The following is a 26,855-nucleotide window of genomic DNA, read 5'->3' as shown; positions in this document are numbered from 1 at the left end:
AACGCAAGCGAAACTTCCGGTGCTCACGTAGCTTCCACTACGCTCCGCTCCTCAGTTTCTACTTGCATTCCATCTTCTCGGTGCTGAAAACCGAACTTTTTGAACTCGAACATATTGTCTGACGTTATGCAGGCCGAATATACCTTCCTGGCATATGCATGGCATGATTGCCGGAGGTATAATGGAAATGTCTGCAAGGTTCGGCATACATATCTTTATAAGCGGATACATAACGGAGCAACGAGACAGACGGGAGGATTGCCATCATGGCGGAAGCTGCAAAGCCGGGGCTGGGGCTGGCGCTTGAAGGCGGCGGCGCCAAAGGCGCTTATCATATGGGAGTGGCGAAAGCGTACTTGGAGGCGGGCCACACGTTCGACGCGGTAGTCGGCACCTCGATCGGCGCGCTTAACGGAGCGGTCATCGCGCAAGGCGACTTCGAGAACGGCTATCGTTTGTGGGAGCGGCTGGATGCCCGCGCGATTTTCGATATTACCGATGAGGAATACCATCTGCTGATGCGGCGCAGGCTCGACACAAGCGCCTTGCGCCACTTGGCCTCGAGAACCCGGAAGCTCATCGCGAGCAGAGGCATGGATACGAGGAAGATGCGGCAATTGATCGCATCCGTTGTCGATGAAAGCCGGCTGAGAGAATCCCCTGCCGACTTCGGGCTGGTAACGGTATCCTTGACGGGCCGTGCCCCGCGCGAGCTGTACAAGGAAGATATACCGCAAGGACAGTTGGCGAATTATTTGATGGCCAGCGCTTCCTTTCCCGGCTTTCAAACAACCGTCATCGACAACGAGGCTTTTATCGACGGGGGGCTGTATGATAACTGTCCGATTAATATGCTGGCTCTTAAAGGCTACAAACAAGTCGTCGCGATCAGGACGCTTGGACTCGGGATTACTCGCAAAGCCCGGTATCCCGGCATGACGGTTACGACCATCTCGCCTTCCGAGCCGCTCGGCGGCATGATGAGCTTTAACCCCGAGTCGATACGACGCAGCTTGAACATGGGCTACTACGACGCCATTCGGCAGCTTAGAGGATTACAAGGGAAAACGTATTGCATCGACATCGGCGGACTAACCGAAGAGATGTGCAAGGAGATGCTCGACTCGCTCCCCGAAGCCAAAGTGTTGGGTGTCGGCCGCATGCTCGGCGTTGGCGGACTTCCGCCTCGGGAATTGTGGAGCAAAAGTATCGTGCCCAGGTTGTCCGGCAGCATGCGGTTGCCTGCGGACGCGTCGTCTCTGGCCTTTATCATCGCTCTGGCAGAGACTTTAGCGACAGCAAAGGACGTGCACAAATACGCCGTTTACTCCTTCGCGGACTGGATTCGTACCGCCATAAGCGGTCCGCTACGGAACACCCGCGGTCTCGGGTTCCGTCAAGTGGAGCTCTGCATGGCCGCGCAGCGTATACTGGAGGCCGTTCGGCTGCCCGAAGGGCCAGAAGCTTAATATGACATAAGGTGACGTATTTGAGGATCTATAATGGGGGTAGGTCAACGAAAGGAGTTACAGCTCATGAAACGAAAAATCATTTTAGATTTGGCGGTTACTTTAGATGGTTTTATTGAAGGGAAAAATGGTGAAATCGACTGGTGCATTATGGACGCCGAGATGGAGTTTACTCATTTTTTAGATCAAGTCGACACCATTTTATATGGAAGAAAAAGCTATGATTTATGGGGACAATATACTCCGGAAATCGAACATTCGGATTCTGAAAAAGAATTTTGGGAATTGGTTCATAGCAAAAAAAAATACGTGTTTTCCAGGACGAAAGGGAGTACCGATGATCAAGTCATTTTCATCAATGACGGTATTCTTGAAGAAGTGGCTAAATTAAAGAATGAGCCGGGTAAAGACATCTGGTTATATGGCGGAGCAAGTTTGATTACGACTTTTATCCATTTAGGACTTGTCGATGAATTTAGATTATCCGTTCACCCTGTTGTTTTGGGAGAAGGTAAACCGCTGTTTGCGGATATACAACAACGGTTGAATTTAAAAATGGTTCATACAAAAACGTTCTCCTCAGGCGTTGTACAACTAATTTACCATTCGCTTGCTTAATCATGACATATGTTGTCATGGTACTTCAGTTAAACTGTGATAGCTTGGAAAATAGAAATCCGAGGTGATGTCTATGAACGGCTATGATATCGTAATTGAAGGAGCGCGCGAGAATAACCTGAAAAACGTAAATGTCCGCATCCCGAAGCAAAAAATCACGATCTTCACCGGCGTCTCAGGGTCGGGCAAATCCTCCCTTGTTTTCGACACTATCAGCGCAGAAGCTCAGCGGCAGCTTAACGAGACGTTTTCCGCATTCGTCCGCAATCGGCTGCCCCGGATTAGTCAGCCGGATACCGATCTCATCGAGAACTTGTCTACGGCGGTTGTCATCGATCAAAAAAGACTCGGCGGCAACTCCCGTTCGACGGTCGGCACAATCACGGATATTTATGCCATGCTCCGGTTGCTTTTCTCCAGAATCGGCAAACCTTTAGTCGGCTCTTCTCATGTCTTCTCGTTTAACGAACCGGCCGGCATGTGCCCGGAATGCTCCGGAGTCGGACAGGTGGTGCAGTTTAGCGTGGACAAGCTGCTCGACAAGTCCAAATCGCTTAATGATGGCGCCATCCTCTTCCCCGTCTTTAAAGTGGGAAGCTGGTACTTGAATACGTACACCCATTCCGGCTTGTTCGACAACGACAAGCGGCTTGCCGACTATACGCCGGCAGAATGGGACGCTCTCCTAAACGGCAAAGAAAGCAAAATCGTATACCGCTCGATAGGCGGCGATATCGAATCGAATTACGAGGGGCTGCTGCCCAAGCTCACCCGCCTGTATGTAAAGCGGGACATCAGCGAGATATCGGATGCCAAACGCGAAACGGTTGAACGTTTTTTATCCTATAGCGAGTGTAACCTTTGCGGGGGAAGCCGGCTTAATCAAGCGGCCTTGGGCTGCCGGATTAACGGATACAACATTGCGGAGTGCGCGGCGATGGAGATCGGCGAGCTGATCCGTATGATTGAAGCCATTCGGGATCCCGTTGCAGGTCCGATGATTGGCGGGATTTTGACCCGGCTGAACCATCTGGTCTCCATCGGACTGGACTATCTGAGTCTGGACCGGCAGACCGCCACTTTGTCGGGCGGAGAGTCGCAGCGCATCAAGATGGTCCGTCATCTCAGCAGCAGTCTCACCGGCATGATCTACATTTTCGACGAGCCGAGCGTGGGGCTGCATCCGCGAGATGTCCATCGTCTTAACGGCATGCTTCGTCAGCTCCGGGACAAAGGCAATACCGTGCTCGTCGTCGAACACGACCGCGAGGTGATTGAAATCGCCGATTACATCATCGACGTCGGACCGCTTGCAGGAACCCGCGGCGGAGAAATCGTCTACGAAGGAGACTTTGCGGGCCTGCTCCGCGCGGATACGCCGACAGGCCGTCACTTAAAGCAAAGCCTGCCCTTGAAAACTTCAACAAGGACGCCTACGGATTGGATGACCGTAACCAGCGCCAGGCTTCACAATCTGAAGGATGTTACCGTCGATATCCCCGTCGGTGTGCTGACCGTGGTAACGGGCGTAGCCGGCTCGGGCAAAAGCACGTTGATTAACGGAGCCTTCCTGCCATCGCATCCGGAGGCGATTGTTATCGACCAGTCGGCCGTGGGCACATCCATCCGCTCCAATCCGGCCACTTATACGGGAATGATGGACGAGATCCGGCGGCTGTTCGCAGCCTCCAACAAGGTGAGCGCATCGTTGTTCAGCTTCAACTCCAAAGGAGCCTGTTCCAACTGTCAGGGTCTCGGGATGATATACACGGATTTGGCCTTTCTCGAGCCGATAAGGACGATTTGCGAAAGCTGCGAGGGCAGGCGGTTCAGCGACGAAGTGCTGGAATACAAGCTGAACGGAAAATCCATCAGCGACATCCTCGCCATGACGGTACGGGAAGCTTTGGAGTTCTTTAGCAGGAAGGAACTGCTCCGTCAATTGCAGACGCTGGAGGATGTGGGACTCGGGTACGTGACTCTGGGCCAGCCTTTAAGCACCTTGTCGGGCGGAGAATGCCAACGCATCAAGCTCGCCGGCGAGCTGCATAAGGAGGGCAATCTCTATGTGATGGACGAGCCGACAACCGGATTGCATATGTACGATATCTCCCGTCTGATGGACATTATGAACCGCCTGGTCGATGGGGGCAACACGGTGGTGGTCATCGAGCACAACATGGATGTAATCAAGAGGGCCGATTGGATTATTGACATGGGCCCCGAGGGCGGACATCAAGGCGGCCGCATTGTATTCGAAGGCACTCCTGTCCAGCTTGCCGCTGCCGAGCATTCGATAACGGGTGCGTATTTGCGCAAGTCGGAAGGCGGCCAGGGAGCGTCTTCCTGATAAGGATCGATACAGATCGGAAGGTTGGTGGTATACTCGTAACTAGATTATGATCCACTGATCCGATTGGGAGCGATTCGATTGAACATATGGAAGGACTTGCGGACGTTCGCGGACGTACCCGGAGCTCGCGGGTTATTGGGAGCGTTGTTCTGCTATGGCATCGGACTCGGCATACTTGCGCCTATGAATGCCATCTATCTGAGCGAGAACATCGGACTTGCCAAAGGACAGATCGTATCGGTATTCGCGATCTCCGCCTTGCTCAACCTCATCGTCACGATAACGGTCGGCATCTTTAGCGACCGGATGAGGAGCAAAAAGAGGATTGCCGTCGTCGCGGCTATCATCTGCATGATAGGGCTGCTGATGTATATGCGGGCGGATAATTACGCGCAGGCGCTTATCTTTCTGTGCGTGGCATCAGCTCCTTCCGGGCTCATTATGGGACAGCTGTTCGCGCTGGCGCGTAACCACTTCGCCCGCCTGGCGCCCACTCTGGTCGAGATGGCGCTTATTTGGCTGCGTTCGTCGATGAGCGTCGGTTTCTTCGCCGGATTGCTGATCGGAGCCAACCTGTATGTGCTCGCGACGTTTCAAGGGGTCTTATGGGGCAATCTGGCCGGTTATGCCGCCCTGATGCTCTTGCTTCTGATGCACAAAGAGCTAGGCGCCGAAACGCCGACGGGGGGCAAAAAAGTCTCGGCGCCGAAGGGAGGAGAACCTTTTTCTCTCCTTATGCTTCTCGCTATTCTTATGATTGCATGCGCTGACGCCGTGCGCGGACTATACCTGCCGCTCGTCGTAAAAGAGCTGTTCGGCCGCGCCGAATTCGCCTCCTACATCTGGAGCGTACAGGCCGTATTCGAGCTGCTGCTCATGACCGTTTCCGGTTACTGGGCGGCGCGTTATGGCACCAAGCGCATTTTAATGCTGGGCGGCTTGTGCGCAATTGCCTGCTACGCCGTCTATCTTGCGGCGCCTCCGCTGGCCTACTTCTTCCTCGTGCAGCCCGTCTATTCGCTGTTCGTCTCCATCAAATTCGGCGTGGCGATGGGTTATGTGCAGCGCATGTTCCTCGGCCGCAGCGGTTTCGGCGCCAGCCTGTACGAAAGCATCATTTTGATGGCGACGCTGCTTGGCTATGTCCTCCCTCTCTTTATCGAAGGATATCATCCGCTGCTGTTCCTGATTCCGACCGCCATTATCGTCGCATCGCTTATTTTGATCGGCTGGTCGATGGCGAAGGAACGCGGCCCCAGTTCGGGTGTAGGATCGTCGGGAGACACGGCAGTTGCGAAATAGGGAGCGTTCTCCGCAAGACCAGGGAAAAGCCGTCGCGATGGTCGCGACGGCTTGTTGGTTGTCCTGGGGGTTGGCGAGTCATGAGTGTTCGACCGCTGCCAGCTAGATTGCAACGGAGGCTCCTCCATCGACCACTAGACGCACAGTGAATCTTCTTCTGCCGTCAGCCCAGCTTCTGACCGCAGTTCGGACAGAAATTCGCGCCTTCGTTCTTGGCGCCGCAATTCGGGCAGAAATTCGGCTTCCCCCCGCCGGACGGAGCCGATCCGGAGCCCTGCTGCCCCGATGCGTTGGAACTCCCTTGCTGCCCGGAGCCGCTGCCGTTCCCGCCTTGCTGGCCGCCGTCGCCATTCATGCCCTTCATCATTTCCTTGGCTATATTCATGCCCATCATCATGCCTGCCGCATCGGCCGCCATTCCGCCGCTTTGCAGCTTGCCCGAAGAGATCGCGTCGATCATCGACGCCTGCTGGTAGCGCCCCATATCCCCGATCATGCTGTGCGAGGCGTTTTTTGTAATCATCGCCTGGATTTCCGGCGGATAGTTGAAGCTCATCACCTGGAAGCCCGAAATCGTGATGCCGATATCCAGCAGCTCCATGTCGAGATCCTCGCGAATGCCCCGCGAGATTTCCGCTGCATTGGCTTGGAGGTTGAACATATCCTTGCCTTCCGTGCTGATCCACTTCATGAGCAGGCTGTCGAGCACGGAGGTAATGCGAAGCTTTACGTCGTCAACGAGATAGCTCTCCCGCACGCCGGCGATTTTATCGATAAACGTCACGTAATCCTTTACCTTGAACACGAACGTGCCATTGGCGCGGATCGGCATGCCGCCAGGCAACTGCGGCGTCGGAATCATGACGGGGTTCTGCGTCCCCCATCTTACCGTAAATTCCTTCGTGTTGACGAACACGACCTCGACCCTCATGCCGCTGTTGAAGCCGAACTTGAAGCCCTTGAGCGTGGAGAGGAACGGAATAATCTGAGAATCGATATTATAATCGCCCTCGTCCTGGAAGATGCCCTCGATCCTGCCATTATGGACGAAGATCGCGTCCTGGCCGGGGCGGATGATCAGCTTGCTCCCCTTCTTGATTTCCTTGTTGCTCCACTTCCAGAATATCATGTCGTCGCGGAACTCTTCCCATTCCACTACGTTTGCGAACTGGTTTTTGAAAAACACCATTATGCCTCATCCTTCCCCTTTTAAAATGATCCTCTGCTTCCGCTATGCGAATGGCCGCCAGACGATCTGCCGCCACCGCCGCCGCCTCCTCCACCACCGCTGCTCGGCTTCGGAATATGCTGCTTCGTGACCGTCGTTCTTATATACTGGTCCCGATGGCCGATGACCCCGGAGGATCCGACGTTCTCGTAGGTACGGCTGTGCACCGTGACTTTTCCTCCCGAGTTCGCCACCATCCGCCAGACGATCAGGAGCGCTACAACACCGGCTGCGCCGACCTGAAACCACCATTTGAACAAAATATTATCGGGATCCACGCCCGGCTTGTAACCCATGTAACGATGCGCCGTTACGATGTATTCCGAAAACGCGGCGTAATAATCGCCCGCCGACAAATCGGACGTGATCCGGTTCCTGATGCGGTCCAGTCTGCCGTCGTCGAGATACTCCTCGCCCTTGTAAAAGCCCGCCAAATAAACTTCCCTGAACTTCATGTCCATCGTCAGAATGACGGCATTGCCATGGGGCTTGTCGAAGCCGGGAGCCTTGTTGTCGTAGAAGTCCTCCGTCATCTTCATGACATCGGCTCCCGACTCGTTAAGAGAGGTATAGATGATGATGTCGGTCTCCCTTTCGGCACCGTACGTTCTTGCCATCTCCGTAAGCTTGGCCTCCTGCTCGGTGTCAAGCAGTCCCGCTTCGTCGTAAATTAGTGGCTTCCCATCCTCGGCCGCGTACACGGAGGCCAGCGGAAGGCACAGGAGGAGCATCCCTATAATAGCGACCATCCTGGCAAACGGGGAAAGGCGGATAAATTGTCTTCCTGTCACCATATTCCGCCTCCCATCGCCAGCTGTATGGCTTTCATGGCCGCGAACCCCGCGAGGAAGATGCCCGCGAACCAGCCGAATATTTTGCCCTTGCTCAGCGGCGGCTTTCCGACGACCTTTCCCGTCTGCCCGTTCATCGCGAAGGTGTATCTTTGTTTATTGTAGTCATAATGTACAACCCAGACGGGCAGCAGCGCGTAATCCGCCTTCAGCGCGGAAGTCCGGATGTTTTTGTTCTGGTAAGTCAGTACATGGTACGCCTGCATCGTGGACTTGATATACGATTCGATATAATCGCCAATCTTATGCTTGGCGCGAGGATACAATACGCTGTCGTCGTAATTGTATTTCTCCGCGACGTAGCCGGAGAGATAGGGCGCCTTAAATTCCTTTAGCCGATCATAGGGGAACGGCTCCAGCTTGTCCATCAGCTCGTCGTTCATCTTCTCCGAGGCATCCACCGGCACCTTGACATAATCCAGCACGATGTCCCGGTAGACGTCATAATGCTGCGTCTCCGTATACATGTAGTCGCCGCTTCTATAGGTTCGCACCTTGGTCCCGTGCGCCTGCACCTGGATGCTGCTATGCAGATCGTATAACCAAAAAGGCACGTACATGCCCGTGATGCTCTGGATCCGATCCGCGGTCATAAAGCCCGGCGGCGTCAAGAGACCGTTCTTGCACCACTTCTTGAACGCCTTCTGCGCCTCTTCCTTGCTAATCGCAAACGGAATGACGATGTCGGGAGACAGCTCTCCCGCCAGCCGATCGCCCAATACGACGTTGGAGCCGCAGAAGCTGCAAGACGTCGCTACCGTCTCCGGCTCCGTGATGAGCACGGCGCCGCAGCTTGTGCAGTGGTATTCGTGCGCCTCGTCTCCGTTGAAAACGGAGTGGCTGTTCGAGCCCGAATAGCTTTCGATTTCGTCCTTCCTGCCGCAGCTTTGGCATAGCAGCATGCCGGAGGCGCTATCGAACGCCATCTCGCCCCCGCAGTTCGGACACTTATATGCAATGACCGACATTCGTGCCATCACACCCCTTTCTCTTCCCGATTGGCACTGTTGTGGCTACCTTTATACCCTTAACAAAATCAGCCTGATGGGTGATTCGCCTTACCGCCCCAGCTTCTCCTTCAACTCGGCCAGCTCTTCCTCCGGCTTCGTTTCCTTCGCCTTCTCGTATTGGGCGAATTCTGCGTCTATATCGTAGGCCGCATCTCTGCGAAGCTCGGCGAGCGCCATCGCCTCGTCATAAGCTCGCTCCGCCCTCTCCTCCAGCTCGTCGAGCATAGACGCTCCCGCTATACCCGCTGTGTCCGCGGCGTTAATCTTTTGCTGCGCTTCCGCAGCCGCAAGCTTGCCTTTGATCGCCGTCCGGCGCGCTTCCAGCAAGTTGATATCCGCGGTCAGCTTTTCCTGCAGCGCCTTCATGTTCGCGGCATTGCCCGCCGCGGTATGGTAAGCGGCTTGCAGCTCGGCTTCCTTGCCAGCCTCCGCCGCCTTCTGTTCCAGAAACTTCATCGCCTGAGCTTCATTGCCCGACTGAACCGACTTCTCCGCGTATCGCTGCAGCTTGGCGATCTCCGCCTTGCATTCGTCGAGCGCCCGCTTCGCCCGGCTTTCCGCAGCCAGAATCGACGCCGTCTCCGCCTTCACCTTGCCCAGCTCGCCATTTACGCTTCGCATATATTCGTCAAGCGACTTCTCTACATTGTCGGAACGCTTAAGCAGCGCATTCACATTACTGGTCATCAAATCCCTGAATCTGGATAGAATACTCATATGCCAGCCTCCTTCTGCAACGATTTCCTGATCTTATAGTACCTTATTTTCGGCAAAAAGGATTCAAATCGAAGCGAAAAGGTTTATTAAGCTCTTTCGCGGCGTTAGATCGCGGTATTAATCACCAGTAGTCTAGCCATCCGGTCCAATATGGTTTCATTACCATTTCCATGTTGCATGTATAAACAGTGGTAGTTATAATAAAACTAAAGAAGGAGCCGTGCGACCACACGACTCCAGCAGCACAGTAGACCGCTTCAAAGGCGGTCGGCTTCGGAACCTAATCTAAATCACAGAGATAGATCGCATTCCTTGCAGCGGGGCGATCTATTTTTGTTGATTAAATACTGCAATGATGGCAACAACCAGTGTTAGCAGCGCTACAATTAGCGCACCGAAACTGATCATCAACGTCTAATTATAGCATAATTTGTAAGAATATATGAGCAGCGAACTCTGATTTTCTCCTGCTTTGCACAAACGGGAGTTGAACCGATGTTGATCGATCCCCGAGACAAAGGACTTAGGTTTGTAGCACCGCTATAGTTGCGCGTTCCGGCTCTTTATCTGGATATACGGGCAGCGCGGAGGATGCGAGTGCATACTCGCTCGGATCCGTTTTGTAAGTATTTTTAGGACAAGAGCGTTATTTATGTGTTGATTCCGGAAATAGAAAATACATCGCCATGATGTATTAGCCTCATGGCGATGTATTCAAAGACAACTATACGTTCCGCGGTTCTCCGTCATCATCCTCGGTAACGATCGCATTCCCCTCATAACTAATCCAGTCGCTCCTGAGACATTGGAATCCAGCATATGGAACGCAAGGGCGAGCTGATCCTGGTCGCCGAAAACGAAATTCATGCGACGGCAAGTAGCGGCATGTCATATCCGGTTAATGCCAAGCCACTTTGCACGGCTTCTGAATGTTCTTCGCTCTTCAATATCCTCGGCTCGTAAGTCTTTCTTTGACCAGTCTCGCGGCCTCGGCAACCGTATCGGCTTCGATGATCGTAGTCGGTCCGCTATACTGGCTCATTGCGTGCTCGTAGCGTGGATCATAATAATGCTCCAGAAGCAGTCGGACGGCTGCTTCGTATTGATCGGCTTCCAGACATGCCGCAATCTCCTTGGCGACCGGCGTATGAATGTGGCGGCGAATCCGCTGAAAGCCTTGTATCAGCTCCTGCTTATGCTCCAGCGGACGGTAATCCTCCACGATATGACGTACGCGTTCTTCTATAGGCAGACGAATCAACAGCTGCTCTCCTTGCTCTTTCTTCCTCACGATAAAATCCGGAATTACCGCCTTGCCGATTCGCTTGCTTTCCCCTTCTATCAGGACATATGGGGACTGCTCCAGCTGCAGCAAGTCGGCAACAAGCAGCGACTCGAACGTCTTCTGATTATGGGATGCCATCCCTACATGTCCGAAGATAGAACCGCGATGTCCGGCCATCTTCTCCAAGTCAAGGACGGGATATCCCTCCTCCGCGAGCTGGCGGAGAATAGCCGTCTTGCCTGTTCCGGTATTGCCAAGCAAGACAATCGGAGAAGCAGCCAGCTCCATATTCTCCAGCGTCTCCACGACCCACTTGCGGTAAGCGCGGAAGCCTCCCGTCAGCCTATGAACACGTATGCCCATCAAGGAGAGAACCGTTGCCGTCGTCTTGCTGCGCATGCCGCCTCGCCAGCAGAATACGACCTTCTGTCCCGGAATCTCGCGGAACTGCTTAATGAAATCAGGCAGCTTGGCCGATACCAGCTCCAGCCCGCGGTCCATTGCCGCCTGAACGCTGACCTGCTTGTAGGTTGTGCCGACCTCCGCGCGTTCCGCGTCGTCGAAGAGCGGAATGTTGAGACTGCCCGGAATCGTCGCTTCGGCGAATTCGGATGGCGAACGCGCGTCGATAGTGACGACCGTCTTGCTCTGACGCATCTTTAATAGCTCGTCTATGCTCATATCCTGAAACAACGATACCGTCTCCTTGCGCTATGTTTTCTTGACTTATCTGACCTCGATGCGTCCGGGATGCTCATCCGTCGCGCCGCCGATGATGGCAGCCTCCACGCCGGCCTGCTTCAGCTTGTCCAGCAGCTCCTCCGCTTGTTCTCCGGCTACGGAGATAAGCAGGCCCCCCGAGGTAACGGCATCGCACAGGATCCATTGCCCGATCTCGTCCAAGGTATCCGCGAAGTCGATGGAATCCTTGACATGGGCAAAATTGTTCTTCGTGCCTCCGGGCACGAAGCCCGACTCCGCCAGCTCTCTGACCCTCGGCAGGACGGGGACGTCGGCAGCGTTCACCTGTATTCCCACTCCGCTGCCCTTGGCCATCTCCAGCGCATGCCCCATCAGGCCGAAACCCGTTACGTCCGTGCAGGCATGCACGTCGAAAGGCTCCATAATTTCCGCGGCCGTCTTGTTGAGCGTCGCCATGACCTCCGTTACACGACGAACCTCATCCGCACTAAGCTTGTCCTTTTTGATGGACGTCGTCAGGATGCCTACGCCGATCGGCTTGGTCAGGATCAGCTTGTCGCCGGGAAGCGCCCCCGCATTGGTCCGCACCTTGTCCGGGTGTACAAGGCCCGTGACGGCAAGTCCGAACTTTGGCTCGGCATCGTCGATGGAATGTCCCCCTACGAGCGTAATCCCCGCCTCCCGCGTCTTGTCACCGGCTCCCCGAAGAATTTCGGCAAGAATGGATTTGTCCAGCGTCTTGATCGGAAAGGCGACAATATTAAGCGCCGTCAGCGGCTTGCCGCCCATGGCATATATATCGCTGATCGCATTGGCCGCGGCCACCTGGCCGAACGAATACGGATCGTCGACGATCGGCGTAAAGAAGTCCACCGTCTGCACAAGCGCCAACTCGTCGCTTATCTTGTAAACGCCGGCGTCGTCGCTCGTATCGATACCGACTAGCAGATTTGGGTTCGGTATAGAGGCCGGCAAGGCGCGAAGGACTTGGGAGAGCTCTCCGGGTCCGATTTTGCACCCGCAGCCTCCTTTGGTTGAGTAGGAAGTCAGTTTGACCGGTTCCGTGTTCATGGCGTAGTTCCTTTCTATAGGGATCGTTAGTGTTATGTTAATGAAGTAAGTCCATGATAAACGATACGGCTCGGAAATTCTAACTCTCCGTAGCCAGATCAATCTTCCGATTGACAACGCGATACATGATATAATGCCTGTTCCAGATTTGCGTTGCCGTCACGATGGTTGTTTCTCCGTCCTTCTCGAAAAAATAGCCGGACCCTTCCTGGCCTGCATAGATCCAGCCTTCCTCATGCATTTTTTCCTTAAGGAGCTCTCGGTGGCCCTTCGCTTTGGATACGAACTCTCCGTCCCCGTTCATGGGCAAGATTGCTCCTTCGGCAGAACGAAGCCGATACATGAGACCGGCATTGTCCAGTCCAACCTTATTGAGGAAAAGGCCTGCCGCGAGCAGAAGCAACAACATGACAACCGCTATCGTCCATAAAGTCCACTTCCAAACAAGTCTCGGCAATGTCATCCCTCCCCATTCCTTTTTTGGATGCAGACGCTCACACTTTAGGCGGTCGTTTGGGTCCCGAAAGGCATTGGCTTATATGTTTTCAATCTGCCAATCGATCTCCCCGCGGCCGCTCGCGCGAAGAAATTCATTGGCCCGAGAGAACGGCTTGCTGCCGAAGAAACCCCGATGCGCCGACAACGGGCTTGGATGCGGCGAGCGAAGCTGCAGATGATGCCGGTTCGTGATGAACTCCGCCTTCTTCTGGGCGTGGCTGCCCCATAGAAGGAACACGACGGGCTCGTCCTTCTCGTTGATGGTCTGTATCACCCGATCCGTGAAATGCTCCCAGCCCTGCCCTTTGTGCGAATTGGCTTCGTGCGCCCGCACCGTCATGACCGTGTTTAGCAAAAGAACGCCCTGCTGCGCCCACTTGATCAGGTAGCCGTTATTGGGAATGTAGCAGCCCAGATCCTCGCGCAGCTCCTTGTACATGTTCAACAGCGACGGCGGCGTGCCGATCCCTTCCTTTACGGAGAAGCTGAGACCGTGCGCCTGGCCCGGTCCATGGTAGGGATCCTGTCCCAGGATGACGACCTTCGTATCGGCAAGCGACGTGTAATGAAGCGAATTATAAATATCGTATTTGTCCGGGTATACCGCTCCCCTGCTATATTCATCAACTAGAAATTCTCTCAGCTTCACATAGTAGGGCTGCTCGAACTCCCCCTCCAGCTTCTCCGCCCAATCATTCTTCAAGATGGCCATAATGAGCGTCATCCTCCCCTAGTTCGAAGTTATCTTCTTCTATTCTCCTGCCTCATGGTATGCTCAAAAACTATTATACATCATTCGTAATCGTTGATAATCTCTGCGACCTCTTCTCTTCGGTTCGAACTAAGTTTGAACCCCCATCAATTGCTTCTTGAGCCACTCGCAAGCTAATTATAGCAAACCAAATCATCTTGTAATCGGTTACAGGTATGATAGAATGTGTAATGAAAAACTCAGCCACTCGGAGGGAGTCCGGATTTGAAGAAGCTCGGAACGCTGTTCAGAATGCTATTGCTCCGCTCAATTCGCAGAAAACTCGTATTATCCTTCCTCTTCCTGATCGTATTGCCTATTTCACTCTCCGGTCTGATCTCCTTCCAGTTCCTACAGGAAGCGGTTAAGGACAAGATGAATATTGGCAACGAGATGGCAATCTCTCAAGCCAAAATGAATATCGAGCTCTTGTTCAAAAACATGGTCGCCGCCTCCAACTCGTTGCTGATGGACAGCGAAATTCAGGACATTATGAAGCAGCGGTCCCACGACGACCGGGAGGTGCTGTACCGCAATAGCCGGCTCATGCGCTCCAAGTATTTCGCCGTGCAGACATCAGCGCTCGACAACTATCCCAATCATTTTATTACACTCCTCAACGCCGAAGGTTTCTCCTTCTCGACAATTCCAATGGAAGAGAACGACGAATTCCAAAGTTTCATGCGCAGCTTGCTGGACAAGGAGAGAGTCGTCCGCAACGACAACTATATCAAGCTTGGCGAATACACGCACAATATCAATTTCCTTCCTTACGGACAGCTCGTTCCTTTCGTTATTTTGACTCGTGCTTATATGGATTTCATCGGTGGAGGCAAGTCCGGAGACATCATCGTCGGCATTCCGGAAAGCGCCCTCTCTGACATATTGAACGGTATCGTCGTTCGGGAAAGCATCAGAGGCTACGTGATCAACGAGCGCGGTGAAATTCTCTCCTCGACGAACAAAGCCGATATCGGGACTGTGCTCCCGTATTTTGCTGAGATACAGAAGGCGGGTCCCACAGATACAATCGAAGCATTGAAATTCGATGTTATCGCGAATGTCAGTCATATGGAACGGCTCGGCTGGACAGTCGTCGGCGAAGTGCCTGACAAGCTGCTGTATGCGGAGATCGCAGCCGTCAGACAATGGCTCGTGTATGTCAATCTTGGTTTTATCGCCGCTTTCCTGACGTTGGCATTCTGGATAGCCAACGGCATCTCGAAGCCGATCGGCAAGCTGAAACGGGCTACATACGAGTTCGCCACGGGGCGTCTCGACTCCCGCGTGGAGGTTTCCGGCGTGGACGAGCTGGCAATGCTGGCGCTCAAGTTCAACAAAATGACGGAAGAAATCGGCAATCTGGTCCAGCAGGTCAACGAAGATGAGAAAGCGAAGCGCGAACTGGAAATCCAGATGCTGTACTCCCAGATCAATCCGCATTTTCTGTTCAACACGCTTAATTCAATCCGTTGGATGGCGGAAGCCAGCAAAGTGTACAACGTCAGCAAGCTGATCGCCTCGCTCGCCCAATTACTCCGGAGCAGCATCGTTCAGAAAAACGAAATCATTCCGATCGCCGAAGAGCTGGACAATATCCGCCACTACGTCACCATCCAGAAAATGCGGTTTGCCGCCTTGTTCGTCGATGAGTACGAGATTGAGGACGAAGTGCTGCAATACGGCATACCGAAGCTGATTCTTCAGCCCATCGTCGAAAACTCGATTTTGCATGGCTTCGCCGACATCTCCTACAAAGGCAGGATTCACATCCGTGCATACCGCCACTACGACAATGTCGAGATCGTCATCACGGACAACGGCGTCGGCTGCGATGAGTCGAAGCTGGCCTCGCTTCTCAGAGACAAAAGCGCGTCCTCTAACGGCTTCAGCAGCATCGGAATTAGCAATGTGAACGAACGCCTGAAGCTGCACTTTGGAGCGGATTACGCGCTGCAAATGAATAACGTTGCGGGAGGCGGCACTTCTACGAAGGTGAAATTGCCGATTCTGTCCCTGCAGCCTACGACACTGGGAATGGAGCTGTTGAAGGATGATTAAAATCATGATCGTCGACGACGAGTTGTTCGTCCGCATTGGGCTGAAGGCAGCTCTGAATTGGGAAAAGCACGGCTTCATACTGGTAGGAGAAGCATCCAATGGACGTCAAGCGCTGGAGCTGGTGAGCCGAACGACTCCGGATATCGTCATTACGGACATCAAGATGCCCGAGCTCGACGGCATCGAATTAATCAAGGAACTGGCAGTCTCCCACCCCCGCGTCGCCTGTCTCGTGCTGAGCAATTTCGACGATTTCGCACTCGTCCGAGAAGCGATGAAGCACGGCGCTGCGGACTACTTGCTGAAAGTGACGATCGAAACGGAAACGCTTCTGGAGGCGCTGCGCCAAGTCGCCTCCAAGCTGGGCAAACTGCCGCAAGAACAGAATCGGGAGATAGATCGGGCTTGGCCGCATTTGGAGAGGACGGCTGACTTTGAGATGCTGACGCCTGCAGAACCTCGGGAACCGAGAGCATATACGTTTGGACTTCCGATCGCGAACTCTTCGACGGCGACTGCAGAATCCTCGGCGATGAGGGCTTCGCAGCCGGAGTCATCGCGGCTCGCTCTGTCAGCCGAGGGAGCTTCCTCCGGCAAGAAGCTGCTCGCAGATTTGACCGCTCGTAGACAGGAACCAGCTTACCTTGCGACTCGGATATCAGAGCTTGGCTTCGACTCCGAGCAGCCGACCGGTTTCTGGGTCATTCTGCTCATTCACGATTATGCCCGCGTGCTGGAATCGCGCTTTGACGGCGACGGGGACCATCTGAACGCCGTCGTGACGCAGCTAACAGATGGGCTCATTCGCTTCCGCCAGTCCGGAAAGTCGCTGTGCTGGTCGTCCGGCTGCTGGCTTCTTGGCGTCACCATGGCCAATAATGCCGAAGCTGCCGTCGATGCGAATGTCGGAGATACCGCCGGCACTTTCGTTGTCGCCGACGACGCTGCTGCGGGCTCCCCCGCCGCCATCGATTCCGACGCAGCCGCCATATTCTTGGCGGAGCGCGTTCAGACCGCTCTGAAGGACTACCTAGACCTCGATTCCCGCCTAGCATACGGCTTGTGTTTCCGGGGGTACAACCAGCTCATGGAAACGCTGAACCAAGTCGATGCAGCCCGTCTGACTACTTTCTATGAAGAGCCTGCCACGGTTGTCCGTATTGGCGAAGCCCCGTTCGACTCCGAACACATGGAGCAAGCCTACAACCAGTTGAACAGCCGGCTCACATCCGGCCTTTATCACCGCAATCGCACTGCCATGGATGCAGCGTGGCTGGAATTTGTCGCCTTCGCCCGCTCCCGGCGCTCAGATCCGGCGCTACTAAATAACTATTTCGTCTCTGTCGTCGGCTCGCTACAGGAAGCACTGCGTCGAATGTCCGATAAAGCGATGTTGACCTGGCGTTTCGATCTCGCACAGCTGCACAATTGCACATCGGCAGTCGATCTGGAACTGTTGGGCGGCAAGCTGGTAGACGAATGCGAGCGGACACTGGGTCTGCTGGGGGACGACAGGCAGAGAGACGAAATTCTTCGTATAGCAGAATATATTCGTTGCAATATGCAAGTCAAAATTACACTCGAAGAGATGGCACGCTATGTGGCGATGAACAAAAACTACTTGAGCCGATTGTTCAAGAAAGAAACTGGTCAGACATTCCAAGATTACGTTACAGCTGTCCGCATGGAGAAGGCTGGGGACTACCTGCTGACCACCGACCACAAAATCGCCGAGATAGCTGCCAGCGTCGGATACAGTGATATTTTTTACTTTAACCGGGTATTCAAAAGCCACTTCGACATGCCACCCACCGTATACAGAAAATTCGCAGCGGCGCGCGGATCCGAATAAAAGTTACCATTTTTACAAGTCGGGGCCGTTTCGATCGTGCCTTGGTGCAAACAAGTGGGAGAATTACCAAGAGGTTGTCATCTCTCTAGATATGCCTATCCCTCGGCGCGACCTATAATGAAGAAAACCAAGAGGGAGGTTCACTAAATATGTCTACAAAAAGTACTTTATCCAAAGTTGCACTGGTCGCTGTAGCAAGTGCTTTGATCGCCGGCTGCGGCAATAACGGCAACAACGGCAATACCGGAACGAACGAAGGCACCTCGCCATCCGCAAGCAACGAAGAAACGATAGTGCTCAAGTACGCGACCTCAGCGGATATGGCGTCCAGGCAAAGCACAAAGGATTTGATGGCGCTCGTTGAGCAGAAGCTGGGGAACGTCAGGCTGGAGCCGCTCATCATTCCGGGCGAAGGCACAGATTGGAACCAGAAGGTGACGATCAGCTTGATGGCGGGCGACGAGATGGACATTATCTACCAAAACGCGACGACGTACCAGAAGTTCGCGACGGCTAAGCTGCTGGAGCCTCTGGATTCTTATATCTCCGAAGACGACTACGACGTGGACAAGATATACGGCAGCAGCATGTCCACTTACAATGACCAGATCTACATGCTGCCTGCCTTCCGTGACGTGCATGTGACGATGTACAACAAAGATCTGTTTGACAAAGCGAATGTGCCTTATCCCGACAACGCCACCTACACGTGGGACAAGTACACAGAAGCGGCCAAGGCGATTACAAATGTCGAGCCCGGCGTCTACGGCTCCTATATGCTCGACTGGGACAACTACTTCTTGCTGTCAGCAAGGCAGAAGAAGGTGCCGGAGTACAAGGCAGACGGCACATCCAACTACGATGATCCCGCGTTTGCGGAATCAATGAAGTTCTTCGCGGATCTAGGCAATGAGCTGCAGGTGCAGCCGGATATGATCAATTTCAAATCAAAAAAAATGCCTTGGGACTCGTTCCTCACGACCGGTACGATCGGTCAGTTCGTAGTCGGCCACTGGGCAGTGCAAACGGCAATGGACCGCACTCAATATCCGCGCGACTGGAAGATGGGCGTGGCGATCATGCCGCAGGTCAACGAAGGCGGCAAGGCGGTTATGGGCATCATGGGCGGCTACTCCGTTGCTTCCACATCCAAAAATAAACAAGCGGCATACGAAGCGGTCAAGGTATTGGCCGAAAATCAATGGACGCTTCCCGGCATCGTTCCTGCGCGTGTCGATCTTACGGATGAGCAGATCAATCAGGTGTTCCAGCCAATGGCGGACGCATTCAAGGAAGATGGTATTACAGTCGAGGAGCTAAAGGCCGCTATTCTCGATCCATCGCTCGACATCGTCAGCGAGAAGATTGTTGGTCCTGGCATGTCGAAGATCACGTCGCTCATCTCGTCGGAAGGCGAGCTGTACGCCTCCAAACAACGGACACTTGAGGAGACGATGACCGAACTGAAGAAGAAAGCTGACCAAGCGATTATAGAAGACCAGTCCACGATCCAATAAACGGCATAAGCGCAAGGAGGATTCGCTCCTCCTTGTCTTCATTAAGGTTCGTTGTTGGATATAAAGAAGGGATTAGCGATGAGAAAACCCAAAAAAAATACAGGATGGTCACTGGCCCGGCAAGAGGAAATGCTTGGTTACACATTGATCCTGCCATTTGTCGTCGGCTTCCTCGTATTCCAGCTTGCTCCGTTCGCTTCATCTCTGGTGATCAGCTTGACGGATCTAAGCTTCATCAGCAACCTGGAAGCGGCAAATTTTATCGGCTTGGACAATTTCATCCACATGTTCTCGGACGATAAGTTTATCGGTGCGCTATGGCGCACTTTCTACTACGTTGCTCTGTTCGTACCCGGCGTCATCACCGTCGGACTGCTCTGCGCTATGCTGATCAATGCCAGACTGCTGATGCGCAACACGATTCGGACGGCCATCTTCATGCCTTACGTCTCCAACTTCGTGGCGATCGCTGTCGTCTGGGCGATTCTGTTCGACGTGCGGGACGGTCCTATTAATTCGCTTCTCCGAGCGCTCGGCGTCTCCAACCCGCCACTGTGGCTGATAGGAGAACATACCGTTATTCCAAGCATCGTGCTGATTGTCGTCTGGCAAAATATCGGTTTCTTTATGCTTGTGTTTCTAGCCGCCTTACAGAACGTGCCCTCAGAACTATATGAAGCGGCAACCATGGACGGCGCGGGACGGATGCGCAAGTTTTGGCGCATTACAGTACCTCTCGTATCTCCAACGACATTCCTGTTGACAATCACGGCGGTCATTACCGCGTTCCAGAACTTCGGCCCGATCCAGGTGCTGACCAAAGGCGGCCCGGGCCAAGCCTCGACGACGTTGTCGATCAATATCTATCAGGAGACGTTCCTGCAATACCGGATGGGCTACAGTACCGCCCAGGCAATTGTCATGTTCGCGATCATCCTGTGCATTACGATCATTCAGTGGCGCGGGCAAAAGAAATTTGTCAACTATTCGTAAGGGAGCGAGCTCCATGATCAAATCAACAAAAAGCAGTGGCGTAATTATTCTGAATATTGTGTCAATTTTATTTGCTGTCGCCAATGTTTTCCCATTTATTTTCATGCTGTCTTCCTCGTTCAAAGTGCTAGGCAAGATTTTCGAATATCCGTTTCGTCTAATTCCCGATCCGTTTATCTGGACCAATTATATAAATATCTTCGACGACAAATACGATCTGCTGCTCTGGTATAAAAACTCCTTCGTCATGGTCATTCTGACGCTGGCGTTCAAGTGCTGCATCGTCTGCATCACGGCCTATGCTTTCGCCAAACTGCGTTTCAGGGGACGGGATTTTCTATTTATCTTATTCCTGTCCGCGCTCATGCTGCCCGGCGACGCCACGATCGTACAGCGTTACATGATCTACAAGACGCTACATCTTACCGACAGCGTCTGGGCCCTTGTGCTGCCTGCCGCATTCGATATTTATTTCGTGTTTCTTCTGCGGCAGTTTTTCATCTCGATTCCCCACGCATTGACGGAAGCCGCCATCATCGACGGTTGCGGCCATCTCAAGGTGTTTTACCGCATCGTGTTACCGTTGGCAAAGCCGGCTATCGTCACAATGATTCTGTTCAGCTTCGTCTGGGCGTGGAACGACTTCACCAATCCATACATTTTCATTACCGATACGAAGAAACAGATGTTGACCGTCGGTATGGCGATGTTCCAGGCTTCCCGCTTTCAGGATTACGGCCTGCAGATGGCTGCTTCCGCTCTGGCGCTCGTACCGGTTATCGTCTTATTCATCAGTGCTCAGAAGTATTTTGTTCAAGGGATCGCAACTAGCGGAATCAAAGGTTAGGAGAGATGGCAGTCATGACACAACACAATTTACTGGCGGGGTTGCCAGACGGGGCTACCCGCTTCGTCCAATTGCCGAACGAACTCGGCCACAACGCGGTATGGGATTTTCAGCGGTCGCCGCAAGGCCGTTACTTTGTCAGCGTATGCGGTGAGAACGAGCTGCCGCTGTCGGCACTTCTATACGAGTTCTACCCGACGGACGGCTCCATCCGGCTGGTTGCGGATATCGCCAAATGCTGGATCGTCGACAGTCGGCAGATGCCGCCGAGCAAAATTCATACGAGCCTCGACTTCCTCCCGGACGGACGGCTGATCATGGCGACGCACAACACATCACCCGCGCCGAGCCACAAACTCTGGTTGTTCGAACAGCATTACGAGCACCCATGGGAAGGTTATCCAGGCTCAATCGTGATGATCGTCGACCCGGATACAAACGCGGTCGAGGTGCGCGGCATCCCGGTGCCGCGAGAGAGCATCTATGGCGGGCTCCTTGGCGACGATCCGCGTTACTATTATTTTCTCGGTTATATGCGCGGGCATTTCTATCGTCTAAATTTAATGACAAACGAAGTCACAGATTACGGCAAGGTGACCGAATTCGCCTCGTGCCGCCTGGTCAAGGACCGTCGAGGCCGAATCTACGGCGGCACGTATACGGGCGAGCTATGGCGATACGATCCTGTAACGGACAAAGTGGTCGACTTGAAGGTGCATTTTCAGTCGCCGCATGGGACCAAGTACCGGCGGGCGCTGATTTTTGCTTTGGAATCGCCGTATGGCACACTGTTCCTGACCGACAATGTCGATGGCGAGCTGCTGGAGCTTGACCCCGAGACGCTAGAGGTGACTCGCCACGGCTATATGCATTTGCGTCCGGAGCAGCCGCGCAATCCCTATTTGCGTCACGCGATCGGTGGCTTGACGGCAGACGAAAACTTTGTACTGTACTACGGACTGGAAAGCTATCACCAGGCCGACCTGATGCGGCTCGTCCGCTGGGATGTGTTGAACGGCCGCGAACCGGAAAATCTTGGACTCGTCTCTCCCGGCGGCCGACAATCCCACTACATCTGCGAGATGATCTACGACAAAGGCAAGCTGCATATGGTCGACGTCTGCGGCGATTATTCACCGTATATTCTAACCGTCGACGTCGCTTCTTTGAAACCGCCGGACCCAGAAACGCCGGCGGCGCACATTCAGCCGGTTCGGGAAGCGGACATGCATATGAACGGAACTACGGGCACGTTCATGCATATTGACGCAGAGGAGGTCCTCGTACTGCCGCTTCACCGGACAATGGTCTGGGAGCGGACGCCGGTCCGCTATCTAGCGGCAACGAACGAGCGGCTATATGGAATTAGCGGCACGTCCAGCATTAATCTGATTGAAGCGGCGCCGATGACGGATCACCCCGACTATGTCGCATGTCTGTACCAAGGCGGCGGTACGGTTTCTTGCGTCGGGCTCGGTGAGGGAGGCAATCGCAGAGCGGGCGCCCAGGCTGGCGAGACTGGTGCGATCGGCGAACTGCATGTTGCGGCTCTGACCACCGACGGCAAGCTGCTCATCATAGATTTGCTTCGGCGGGAAGTTCAGCGCAGCTTCTCCCTCCCGGTCGACCTCCATCTAGTTAAAATTCATTGCCGATTGGATGGTAACCACTTGCTGCTCGGTGACAAAAACGGTCAATTGTTACTCTGCGACCCCGATCAAGCATCAGGCGACCATCAAGAGTCGATGTCGTGCGAGCGACTGCCAGACATCATTCTGACAGAGCCGACCGATGCCGCCGTGGTAAAGCTCGACGACCGAACGTTCTTGTTCTCGGGTGAAGGGGATACGTTAATCCGCTACGATCTGGCGAAGAGACAAGCGGAAAAACTGACGATCCGCACCTCATCGGTCAAAGGCAGGGGGTTTTACGCAGGCTTGTCGGGCGGCGTTCGCTTGTCCGACGGCAGCATTGTCTGCGGCACTCGCGACGGCATGCTGTTGCGAATCTCCTCCGATCTGAGCAATGTTACGAGTTACGGTCGCCTGCATTCAAGCGGCCCCCTTCGGGAATTTGTCGCGGTCGGCCTGGATGCAGCAGTCGCTATATATGGAGGGGAAGCGGATGCCGGACACCTCATTTATTACCACCCTGAACTTGGGCTGATGGATCTTGGACGTCCTCGCGTAATCAAGGACAACATCGATCTCGTTAATCGCGACACGGAGTGGGCCAATATCCACTATCTTTCCTGTGTGGCCGTCTCCCCAAACGGCTCCTATATGTACGTCGGATCCGGCGAGACCTACAGCTGCGTCGTCGCTTACAGAAATCCGGCGGGTTTTGTTGTGGCCAACTAAGCCTTCGCTTTGATACCAGCGTTTATAAGCCGTTCCAACTTTGCTAGGAGGGGATTTATGATGAAATTAAAACAGATCCTGTTTACGGCCGGTTTCGTCATTGCCATTGCGGGAGGATTGTCGTTAGCGGCGCAGCAGGCGGATGCCGCACGCAAAACGGTCTATTTTACCGACAATTACGAAGTGCTTCATGGCAATCCATATACAGGCACTGCGTTCGACATTAACAAACGCGGGTATACGTTCACAGACGATCCGGAAGTTACCGCCTTTCTAACCGGTACCGAGACGATCCCGGCCGATGGCGACATCGTGCGCGTACATATCGCCTGGTCGGACTTCGAGCCCAACGACGATCAATGGACCTGGAGCCGGATTGACCAGTTTATGACCAAGATCAATCAACAAGGCAAGACGGCCGAGATTCAATTACTCATGTCCGAAAGTCCCGACCCTACCGAAGCTGGATTCCCGCACAAATATCCGCCGGAGTGGCTGTTTGATCCGTCGGCAGCCGCTTGTCCCTACCGGAATGCGCCATACGGAGACGGCACGCACTCCTCGAAGCAGCCGATCTACTACGACTCTTGTTATCTCGAAGAGTTGGAGGAAGCTGTGAACGCGTTCGCGACGCGTTACGACGGCAATCCAGGCATCGCATGGGTCGATCTAAGAGCTTTCTCGCTGTTTGGAGAATGGTCAGGCTGGTACGATGCTCAGCACTTTCCATGGCCGGATGCGACAACACGTACGAACACGCTGCGCGCCCTTATCGATATCTACGCAAGAGCTTTCGAGGAAACGATGGTGACCATGCAAAACGCAGGCGCTTCCGTCGATCCCGCCGATCCGGCTGCGGACACGCAGGCCAAACGATATACGGCATTTGCATTCGACTATGCCGCGACCAATCCGGGCTGGGGCTTCCGCTCGGACACAGTGAACAGTTCCGGTAATTGGATGGACTATTCGACATGGGGGCAGGCCTCCTGGAACAACCGCAAGACGAGACGTGACCACATCCAGGTATCCGAAGGCGCTAACTGGGACAGCGTCATCATGCTCAACAATCCGCGCAAAGTTGTGCAGAACGCACTGGAAGACTACCGGAGCAATCTTCAAGGCGTCAACAATACCGGCTTCGAAAAGTGGGACAACATGAAGACGGCATATGGAGAATGGTTCTATCAGCTTGGGCGCTATTCCGGCTATCGTTTTTTCCTTGCAAAGGCGCAATACAACGACAAGGTGGCTCCCGGCGGCAGCTTGGAGCTGACCCAAACGTGGACGAACAACGGCGTAGGCTTTCTGCCTCGCCAATATCCACTGAAGGTATACTTTGTCAATCCGACCACGAATCTAACCGTGTGGAGCGCAACGGATACCGGTTTCGATCAGACCCGTTGGTTCAAGGGCGAATTCCATGAGCGGCAATCGAACTTCAACCTTCCTTCCGAGCTCGCGACTGGCACCTATGATCTGTACGTAGCGATGGTAGACGCTTCGGGCAATGCAGCCATCAAGCTGCCGATAAACAATGAGAGCGGCAAGCGGTACAAGCTCGGCTCCATCAACGTTGACACTATCGCGGATACGTATACGCCACCTGCGCTCTCAAGCCAGTTCAGAGTTGAAGCCGAGGATTATACGGCCGCGAGTGGAGCATACGGCGCCTATTACTCACCGGAAGGCGATCATGACTCGCTGTATATGCAGAACAACGGCTACTGGACCGAATACGACAACATAGACGTTCCGCAGACCGGAATGTATACGGTGGAATTCCGTGTATCGTCAGAGGAGGCCAACTCCTTCCATCTAGAGGTCGACGGCGTTAACGCCACCGGCACAATCAAGACACCAAATTCTGGTGGTTATCTGAAATTCAGAACGGTAGAAAGGCAAGTGTATTTGACGGCCGGTCGTCATACGCTCAAAGTCGTGCGAGGTGCGACCGACCGTTGGTTTTTCCTAAGCTGGATGCGATTCACGCTGAACCATGCGGACGAATTCAAGCTGCAAGCAGAGACCCCCAGCAGTTCAAGCGGCGTATGGCTGAATGCGACTGAGTTCACGGACAACGATGGCACCCCTGGTGTCTCGGTCCTCGATACAGGCGACTGGCTGGAGTATACGAATGTTACCGTTCCGAAGGCTGGCAATTACTTGTTCGAAATGCGTTACTCGACGCTCTCAGGCTCGCCGGTTCAAAAGTACAAACTGCAGGTTAACGGTGTCGACGCCACGGCCGAACTGAGTCTGGCCGATACCGGCGGCGTCAACAACATGATGAATTCCGACCAAGTAGTCTACTTGCCGGCCGGCACTCACACCCTCCGAATCGTCTGGACTGACGCCGCGTCCAAGGTCATCTGGAACTGGATGAGGTTCTCCTATCAGGACGCGTTCGTCAAACAAATTGAAGCGGAGCATTACAGCATGCAGTGGAATCTCGATCTCGAGGATCAATGGAACGGACCCGAGACCGGCGTCACGGTAGCGAACTACCCGTCATCCGGATCAACAAAAGCCGTCTCCTTCGACACGGAGAAAGATTATACGAAATATGACAATGTGTATATTCCGTACACGGGCCACTACCTCGCCGAATTCCGCGTCGCCGCTAACGAAGCGCATCAGTTCCGGTTCGAAGCCGACGGAGACTCGTACACGGTGAGCGTGCCGGATACGGGAAGCAACCATACGTTTGTGACGGTCAGTCGCTGGGTGAAGCTGTCCCGAGGCATGCACAACCTTCGTATCGTGCTCGATCAGACGAATGCGAACGCCGACTTGGTCGTAGACTGGTTCAAACTGACGAAATGACCTGACGGAATCACGACAATAGCAGAAGCAGCTGTCGTATTGTTGCGGTTGTGGCGTGCTAATCATATGATCACCAGTTGAATATATTTCCATTAGAGGAGTAACTTAAAAACAGGATCCCCGTTTATTGAGGTTCCTGTTTTTGTCTTCAAATGTTCAAGAAACGTGCTCCCATTACTGTTATTATGGAATACCAGAATATCTACATCCCCATAAAGTTGTCCCGCTCCACCTTCGCTACTCGCAAACCGAACTGTTGGTACCACTCCGCCTTTCCCTTGTCCTGGGCGACTTGGTGCAGAGAATGATTTTTCCAGGCTTCAATCGCCTCCAGCGTAGTCCAATAAGAGACAGTGATTCCAAAGCCGTCGCCTCCGCGAACGCTTTCCACGCCGAGGAACCCTGTCTGCTGCGATGCTAGTTCTACCATCTTGTTCCCCATGGCTCCATATCCCATGTTGTCCCCATCCGACATCCGCGAGGTGAAAATCACGGCGTAATACGGCGGTTCAGGCGTTCGAGCGATCGTCATTCGCAAGCACTC

22 protein-coding genes are annotated in these 26,855 nt (G+C 53.8%); 12 read left to right on the top strand and 10 right to left on the bottom strand.

Translation table 11 applies throughout. The annotated features are described in order from the left end of the window. The first annotated feature begins 266 nt into the window (after positions 1–266). The 4 genes from PAT3040_RS00970 (at position 267) to PAT3040_RS00955 (ending at position 5,742) form a co-directional block, all read left to right on the top strand. Positions 267–1,469 carry a patatin-like phospholipase family protein gene (locus PAT3040_RS00970; RefSeq protein WP_108991164.1) on the top strand — a complete coding sequence of 401 codons (1,203 nt, stop codon included), beginning with the start codon at positions 267–269 and terminating at the stop codon, positions 1,467–1,469. Between the two features lie 33 nt (positions 1,470–1,502). Next, entirely contained in the window at positions 1,503–2,087 is a 585-nt protein-coding gene (locus PAT3040_RS00965; RefSeq protein WP_373863916.1) for a dihydrofolate reductase family protein, read from the top strand. A gap of 73 nt (positions 2,088–2,160) precedes the next feature. Then, positions 2,161–4,437: an ATP-binding cassette domain-containing protein gene (locus PAT3040_RS00960; RefSeq protein ID WP_108991162.1), complete on the top strand. Its 2,277-nt coding sequence runs from the start codon at positions 2,161–2,163 to the stop codon at positions 4,435–4,437. An 81-nt stretch (positions 4,438–4,518) separates the two neighbouring features. Continuing rightward, positions 4,519–5,742 (top strand): MFS transporter, encoded by a 1,224-nt coding sequence (locus PAT3040_RS00955; RefSeq protein ID WP_108991161.1) that lies wholly within the window; start codon positions 4,519–4,521, stop codon positions 5,740–5,742. Between the two features lie 163 nt (positions 5,743–5,905). Here PAT3040_RS00955 and PAT3040_RS00950 read toward each other — a convergent pair whose 3' ends face one another. From PAT3040_RS00950 to PAT3040_RS37890, 5 genes are all read right to left on the bottom strand, one after another. Continuing rightward, positions 5,906–6,931 carry an SPFH domain-containing protein gene (locus PAT3040_RS00950; RefSeq protein WP_108991160.1) on the bottom strand — a complete coding sequence of 342 codons (1,026 nt, stop codon included), beginning with the start codon at positions 6,929–6,931 and terminating at the stop codon, positions 5,906–5,908. A 20-nt stretch (positions 6,932–6,951) separates the two neighbouring features. Continuing rightward, the gene (locus PAT3040_RS00945; RefSeq protein ID WP_258234773.1) at positions 6,952–7,701 is read right to left on the bottom strand and encodes a TPM domain-containing protein; all 750 of its coding nucleotides are present in this window, start codon (positions 7,699–7,701) and stop codon (positions 6,952–6,954) included. Positions 7,702–7,757: 56 nt separating this feature from the next. Further along, a complete protein-coding gene (locus PAT3040_RS00940; protein ID WP_108991167.1) occupies positions 7,758–8,789 on the bottom strand; it encodes a TFIIB-type zinc ribbon-containing protein in 1,032 nt (343 codons plus the stop codon). Positions 8,790–8,879: 90 nt separating this feature from the next. Next, positions 8,880–9,548 carry a PspA/IM30 family protein gene (locus PAT3040_RS00935; protein ID WP_108991159.1) on the bottom strand — a complete coding sequence of 223 codons (669 nt, stop codon included), beginning with the start codon at positions 9,546–9,548 and terminating at the stop codon, positions 8,880–8,882. Between the two features lie 327 nt (positions 9,549–9,875). Continuing rightward, a complete protein-coding gene (locus tag PAT3040_RS37890; RefSeq protein WP_219930219.1) occupies positions 9,876–9,956 on the bottom strand; it encodes a putative holin-like toxin in 81 nt (26 codons plus the stop codon). Positions 9,957–10,367: 411 nt separating this feature from the next. On the opposite strand from PAT3040_RS37890, the gene PAT3040_RS36670 reads away from it, so the two are divergent. Next, positions 10,368–10,511: a hypothetical protein gene (locus PAT3040_RS36670; protein WP_181376371.1), complete on the top strand. Its 144-nt coding sequence runs from the start codon at positions 10,368–10,370 to the stop codon at positions 10,509–10,511. Here PAT3040_RS36670 and mnmH read toward each other — a convergent pair. The 4 genes from mnmH to PAT3040_RS00915 all read right to left on the bottom strand — a co-directional run bounded on the left by mnmH (position 10,492) and on the right by PAT3040_RS00915 (position 13,816). Beyond that, positions 10,492–11,526, bottom strand: coding sequence for a tRNA 2-selenouridine(34) synthase MnmH (mnmH, locus tag PAT3040_RS00930; protein WP_108991158.1), 1,035 nt, complete (start codon positions 11,524–11,526; stop codon positions 10,492–10,494). The genes PAT3040_RS36670 and mnmH overlap by 20 nt on opposite strands. 33 nt (positions 11,527–11,559) lie before the next feature. After that, on the bottom strand, positions 11,560–12,606 hold the full coding sequence (selD, locus tag PAT3040_RS00925; protein WP_108991157.1) for a selenide, water dikinase SelD: 1,047 nt from the start codon (positions 12,604–12,606) through the stop codon (positions 11,560–11,562). A gap of 79 nt (positions 12,607–12,685) precedes the next feature. Then, the gene (locus PAT3040_RS00920; RefSeq protein ID WP_108991156.1) at positions 12,686–13,063 is read right to left on the bottom strand and encodes a hypothetical protein; all 378 of its coding nucleotides are present in this window, start codon (positions 13,061–13,063) and stop codon (positions 12,686–12,688) included. Positions 13,064–13,141: 78 nt separating this feature from the next. Continuing rightward, a complete protein-coding gene (locus PAT3040_RS00915; RefSeq protein ID WP_087567434.1) occupies positions 13,142–13,816 on the bottom strand; it encodes a uracil-DNA glycosylase in 675 nt (224 codons plus the stop codon). Positions 13,817–14,080: 264 nt separating this feature from the next. Here PAT3040_RS00915 and PAT3040_RS00910 point away from each other — a divergent pair, with 264 nt between their 5' ends. The 7 genes from PAT3040_RS00910 to PAT3040_RS00880 all read left to right on the top strand — a co-directional run bounded on the left by PAT3040_RS00910 (position 14,081) and on the right by PAT3040_RS00880 (position 26,311). Beyond that, a complete protein-coding gene (locus tag PAT3040_RS00910; RefSeq protein ID WP_108991155.1) occupies positions 14,081–15,916 on the top strand; it encodes a sensor histidine kinase in 1,836 nt (611 codons plus the stop codon). Further along, on the top strand, positions 15,909–17,768 hold the full coding sequence (locus PAT3040_RS00905; protein WP_108991154.1) for a response regulator transcription factor: 1,860 nt from the start codon (positions 15,909–15,911) through the stop codon (positions 17,766–17,768). The genes PAT3040_RS00910 and PAT3040_RS00905 overlap by 8 nt, the downstream gene beginning before the upstream one ends. Positions 17,769–17,917: 149 nt before the next feature. Beyond that, on the top strand, positions 17,918–19,285 hold the full coding sequence (locus tag PAT3040_RS00900) for an extracellular solute-binding protein (protein ID WP_108991153.1): 1,368 nt from the start codon (positions 17,918–17,920) through the stop codon (positions 19,283–19,285). A 78-nt stretch (positions 19,286–19,363) separates the two neighbouring features. Then, positions 19,364–20,278 (top strand): carbohydrate ABC transporter permease, encoded by a 915-nt coding sequence (locus PAT3040_RS00895; RefSeq protein WP_108991152.1) that lies wholly within the window; start codon positions 19,364–19,366, stop codon positions 20,276–20,278. Between the two features lie 13 nt (positions 20,279–20,291). Then, positions 20,292–21,125, top strand: a complete 834-nt coding sequence (locus PAT3040_RS00890) for a carbohydrate ABC transporter permease (RefSeq protein WP_108991151.1) — start codon at positions 20,292–20,294, stop codon at positions 21,123–21,125. A 14-nt stretch (positions 21,126–21,139) separates the two neighbouring features. Then, on the top strand, positions 21,140–23,485 hold the full coding sequence (locus PAT3040_RS00885; RefSeq protein WP_108991150.1) for a hypothetical protein: 2,346 nt from the start codon (positions 21,140–21,142) through the stop codon (positions 23,483–23,485). Positions 23,486–23,542: 57 nt separating this feature from the next. Further along, positions 23,543–26,311, top strand: coding sequence for a carbohydrate-binding protein (locus tag PAT3040_RS00880; protein ID WP_108991149.1), 2,769 nt, complete (start codon positions 23,543–23,545; stop codon positions 26,309–26,311). 202 nt (positions 26,312–26,513) lie between these two features. On the opposite strand, the gene PAT3040_RS00875 is transcribed toward PAT3040_RS00880, so the two are convergent. After that, positions 26,514–26,843 carry an antibiotic biosynthesis monooxygenase family protein gene (locus tag PAT3040_RS00875; protein ID WP_108991148.1) on the bottom strand — a complete coding sequence of 110 codons (330 nt, stop codon included), beginning with the start codon at positions 26,841–26,843 and terminating at the stop codon, positions 26,514–26,516. Positions 26,844–26,855: the final 12 nt, after the last annotated feature.

Source organism: Paenibacillus agaridevorans (assembly GCF_003112455.1).
GTDB lineage: Bacteria > Bacillota > Bacilli > Paenibacillales > Paenibacillaceae > Pristimantibacillus > Pristimantibacillus agaridevorans.
This window is presented reverse-complemented; position numbering and strand designations above follow the sequence as displayed.

Coding starts and splice junctions, on each gene's coding strand:
- PAT3040_RS00895 (WP_108991152.1), top strand. CDS start 19,364: ATGAGAAAACCCAAAAAAAATACAGGATGGTCACTGGCCCGGCAAGAG.
- PAT3040_RS00885 (WP_108991150.1), top strand. CDS start 21,140: ATGACACAACACAATTTACTGGCGGGGTTGCCAGACGGGGCTACCCGC.
- PAT3040_RS00970 (WP_108991164.1), top strand. CDS start 267: ATGGCGGAAGCTGCAAAGCCGGGGCTGGGGCTGGCGCTTGAAGGCGGC.
- PAT3040_RS37890 (WP_219930219.1), bottom strand. CDS start 9,956: ATGATCAGTTTCGGTGCGCTAATTGTAGCGCTGCTAACACTGGTTGTT.
- PAT3040_RS00945 (WP_258234773.1), bottom strand. CDS start 7,701: ATGCTCCTCCTGTGCCTTCCGCTGGCCTCCGTGTACGCGGCCGAGGAT.
- selD (WP_108991157.1), bottom strand. CDS start 12,606: ATGAACACGGAACCGGTCAAACTGACTTCCTACTCAACCAAAGGAGGC.
- PAT3040_RS00960 (WP_108991162.1), top strand. CDS start 2,161: ATGAACGGCTATGATATCGTAATTGAAGGAGCGCGCGAGAATAACCTG.
- PAT3040_RS00965 (WP_373863916.1), top strand. CDS start 1,503: ATGGGGGTAGGTCAACGAAAGGAGTTACAGCTCATGAAACGAAAAATC.
- PAT3040_RS36670 (WP_181376371.1), top strand. CDS start 10,368: ATGGAACGCAAGGGCGAGCTGATCCTGGTCGCCGAAAACGAAATTCAT.
- PAT3040_RS00880 (WP_108991149.1), top strand. CDS start 23,543: ATGATGAAATTAAAACAGATCCTGTTTACGGCCGGTTTCGTCATTGCC.
- PAT3040_RS00940 (WP_108991167.1), bottom strand. CDS start 8,789: ATGTCGGTCATTGCATATAAGTGTCCGAACTGCGGGGGCGAGATGGCG.
- PAT3040_RS00900 (WP_108991153.1), top strand. CDS start 17,918: ATGTCTACAAAAAGTACTTTATCCAAAGTTGCACTGGTCGCTGTAGCA.
- PAT3040_RS00950 (WP_108991160.1), bottom strand. CDS start 6,931: ATGGTGTTTTTCAAAAACCAGTTCGCAAACGTAGTGGAATGGGAAGAG.
- PAT3040_RS00890 (WP_108991151.1), top strand. CDS start 20,292: ATGATCAAATCAACAAAAAGCAGTGGCGTAATTATTCTGAATATTGTG.
- PAT3040_RS00935 (WP_108991159.1), bottom strand. CDS start 9,548: ATGAGTATTCTATCCAGATTCAGGGATTTGATGACCAGTAATGTGAAT.
- PAT3040_RS00875 (WP_108991148.1), bottom strand. CDS start 26,843: ATGACGATCGCTCGAACGCCTGAACCGCCGTATTACGCCGTGATTTTC.
- PAT3040_RS00915 (WP_087567434.1), bottom strand. CDS start 13,816: ATGGCCATCTTGAAGAATGATTGGGCGGAGAAGCTGGAGGGGGAGTTC.
- PAT3040_RS00905 (WP_108991154.1), top strand. CDS start 15,909: ATGATTAAAATCATGATCGTCGACGACGAGTTGTTCGTCCGCATTGGG.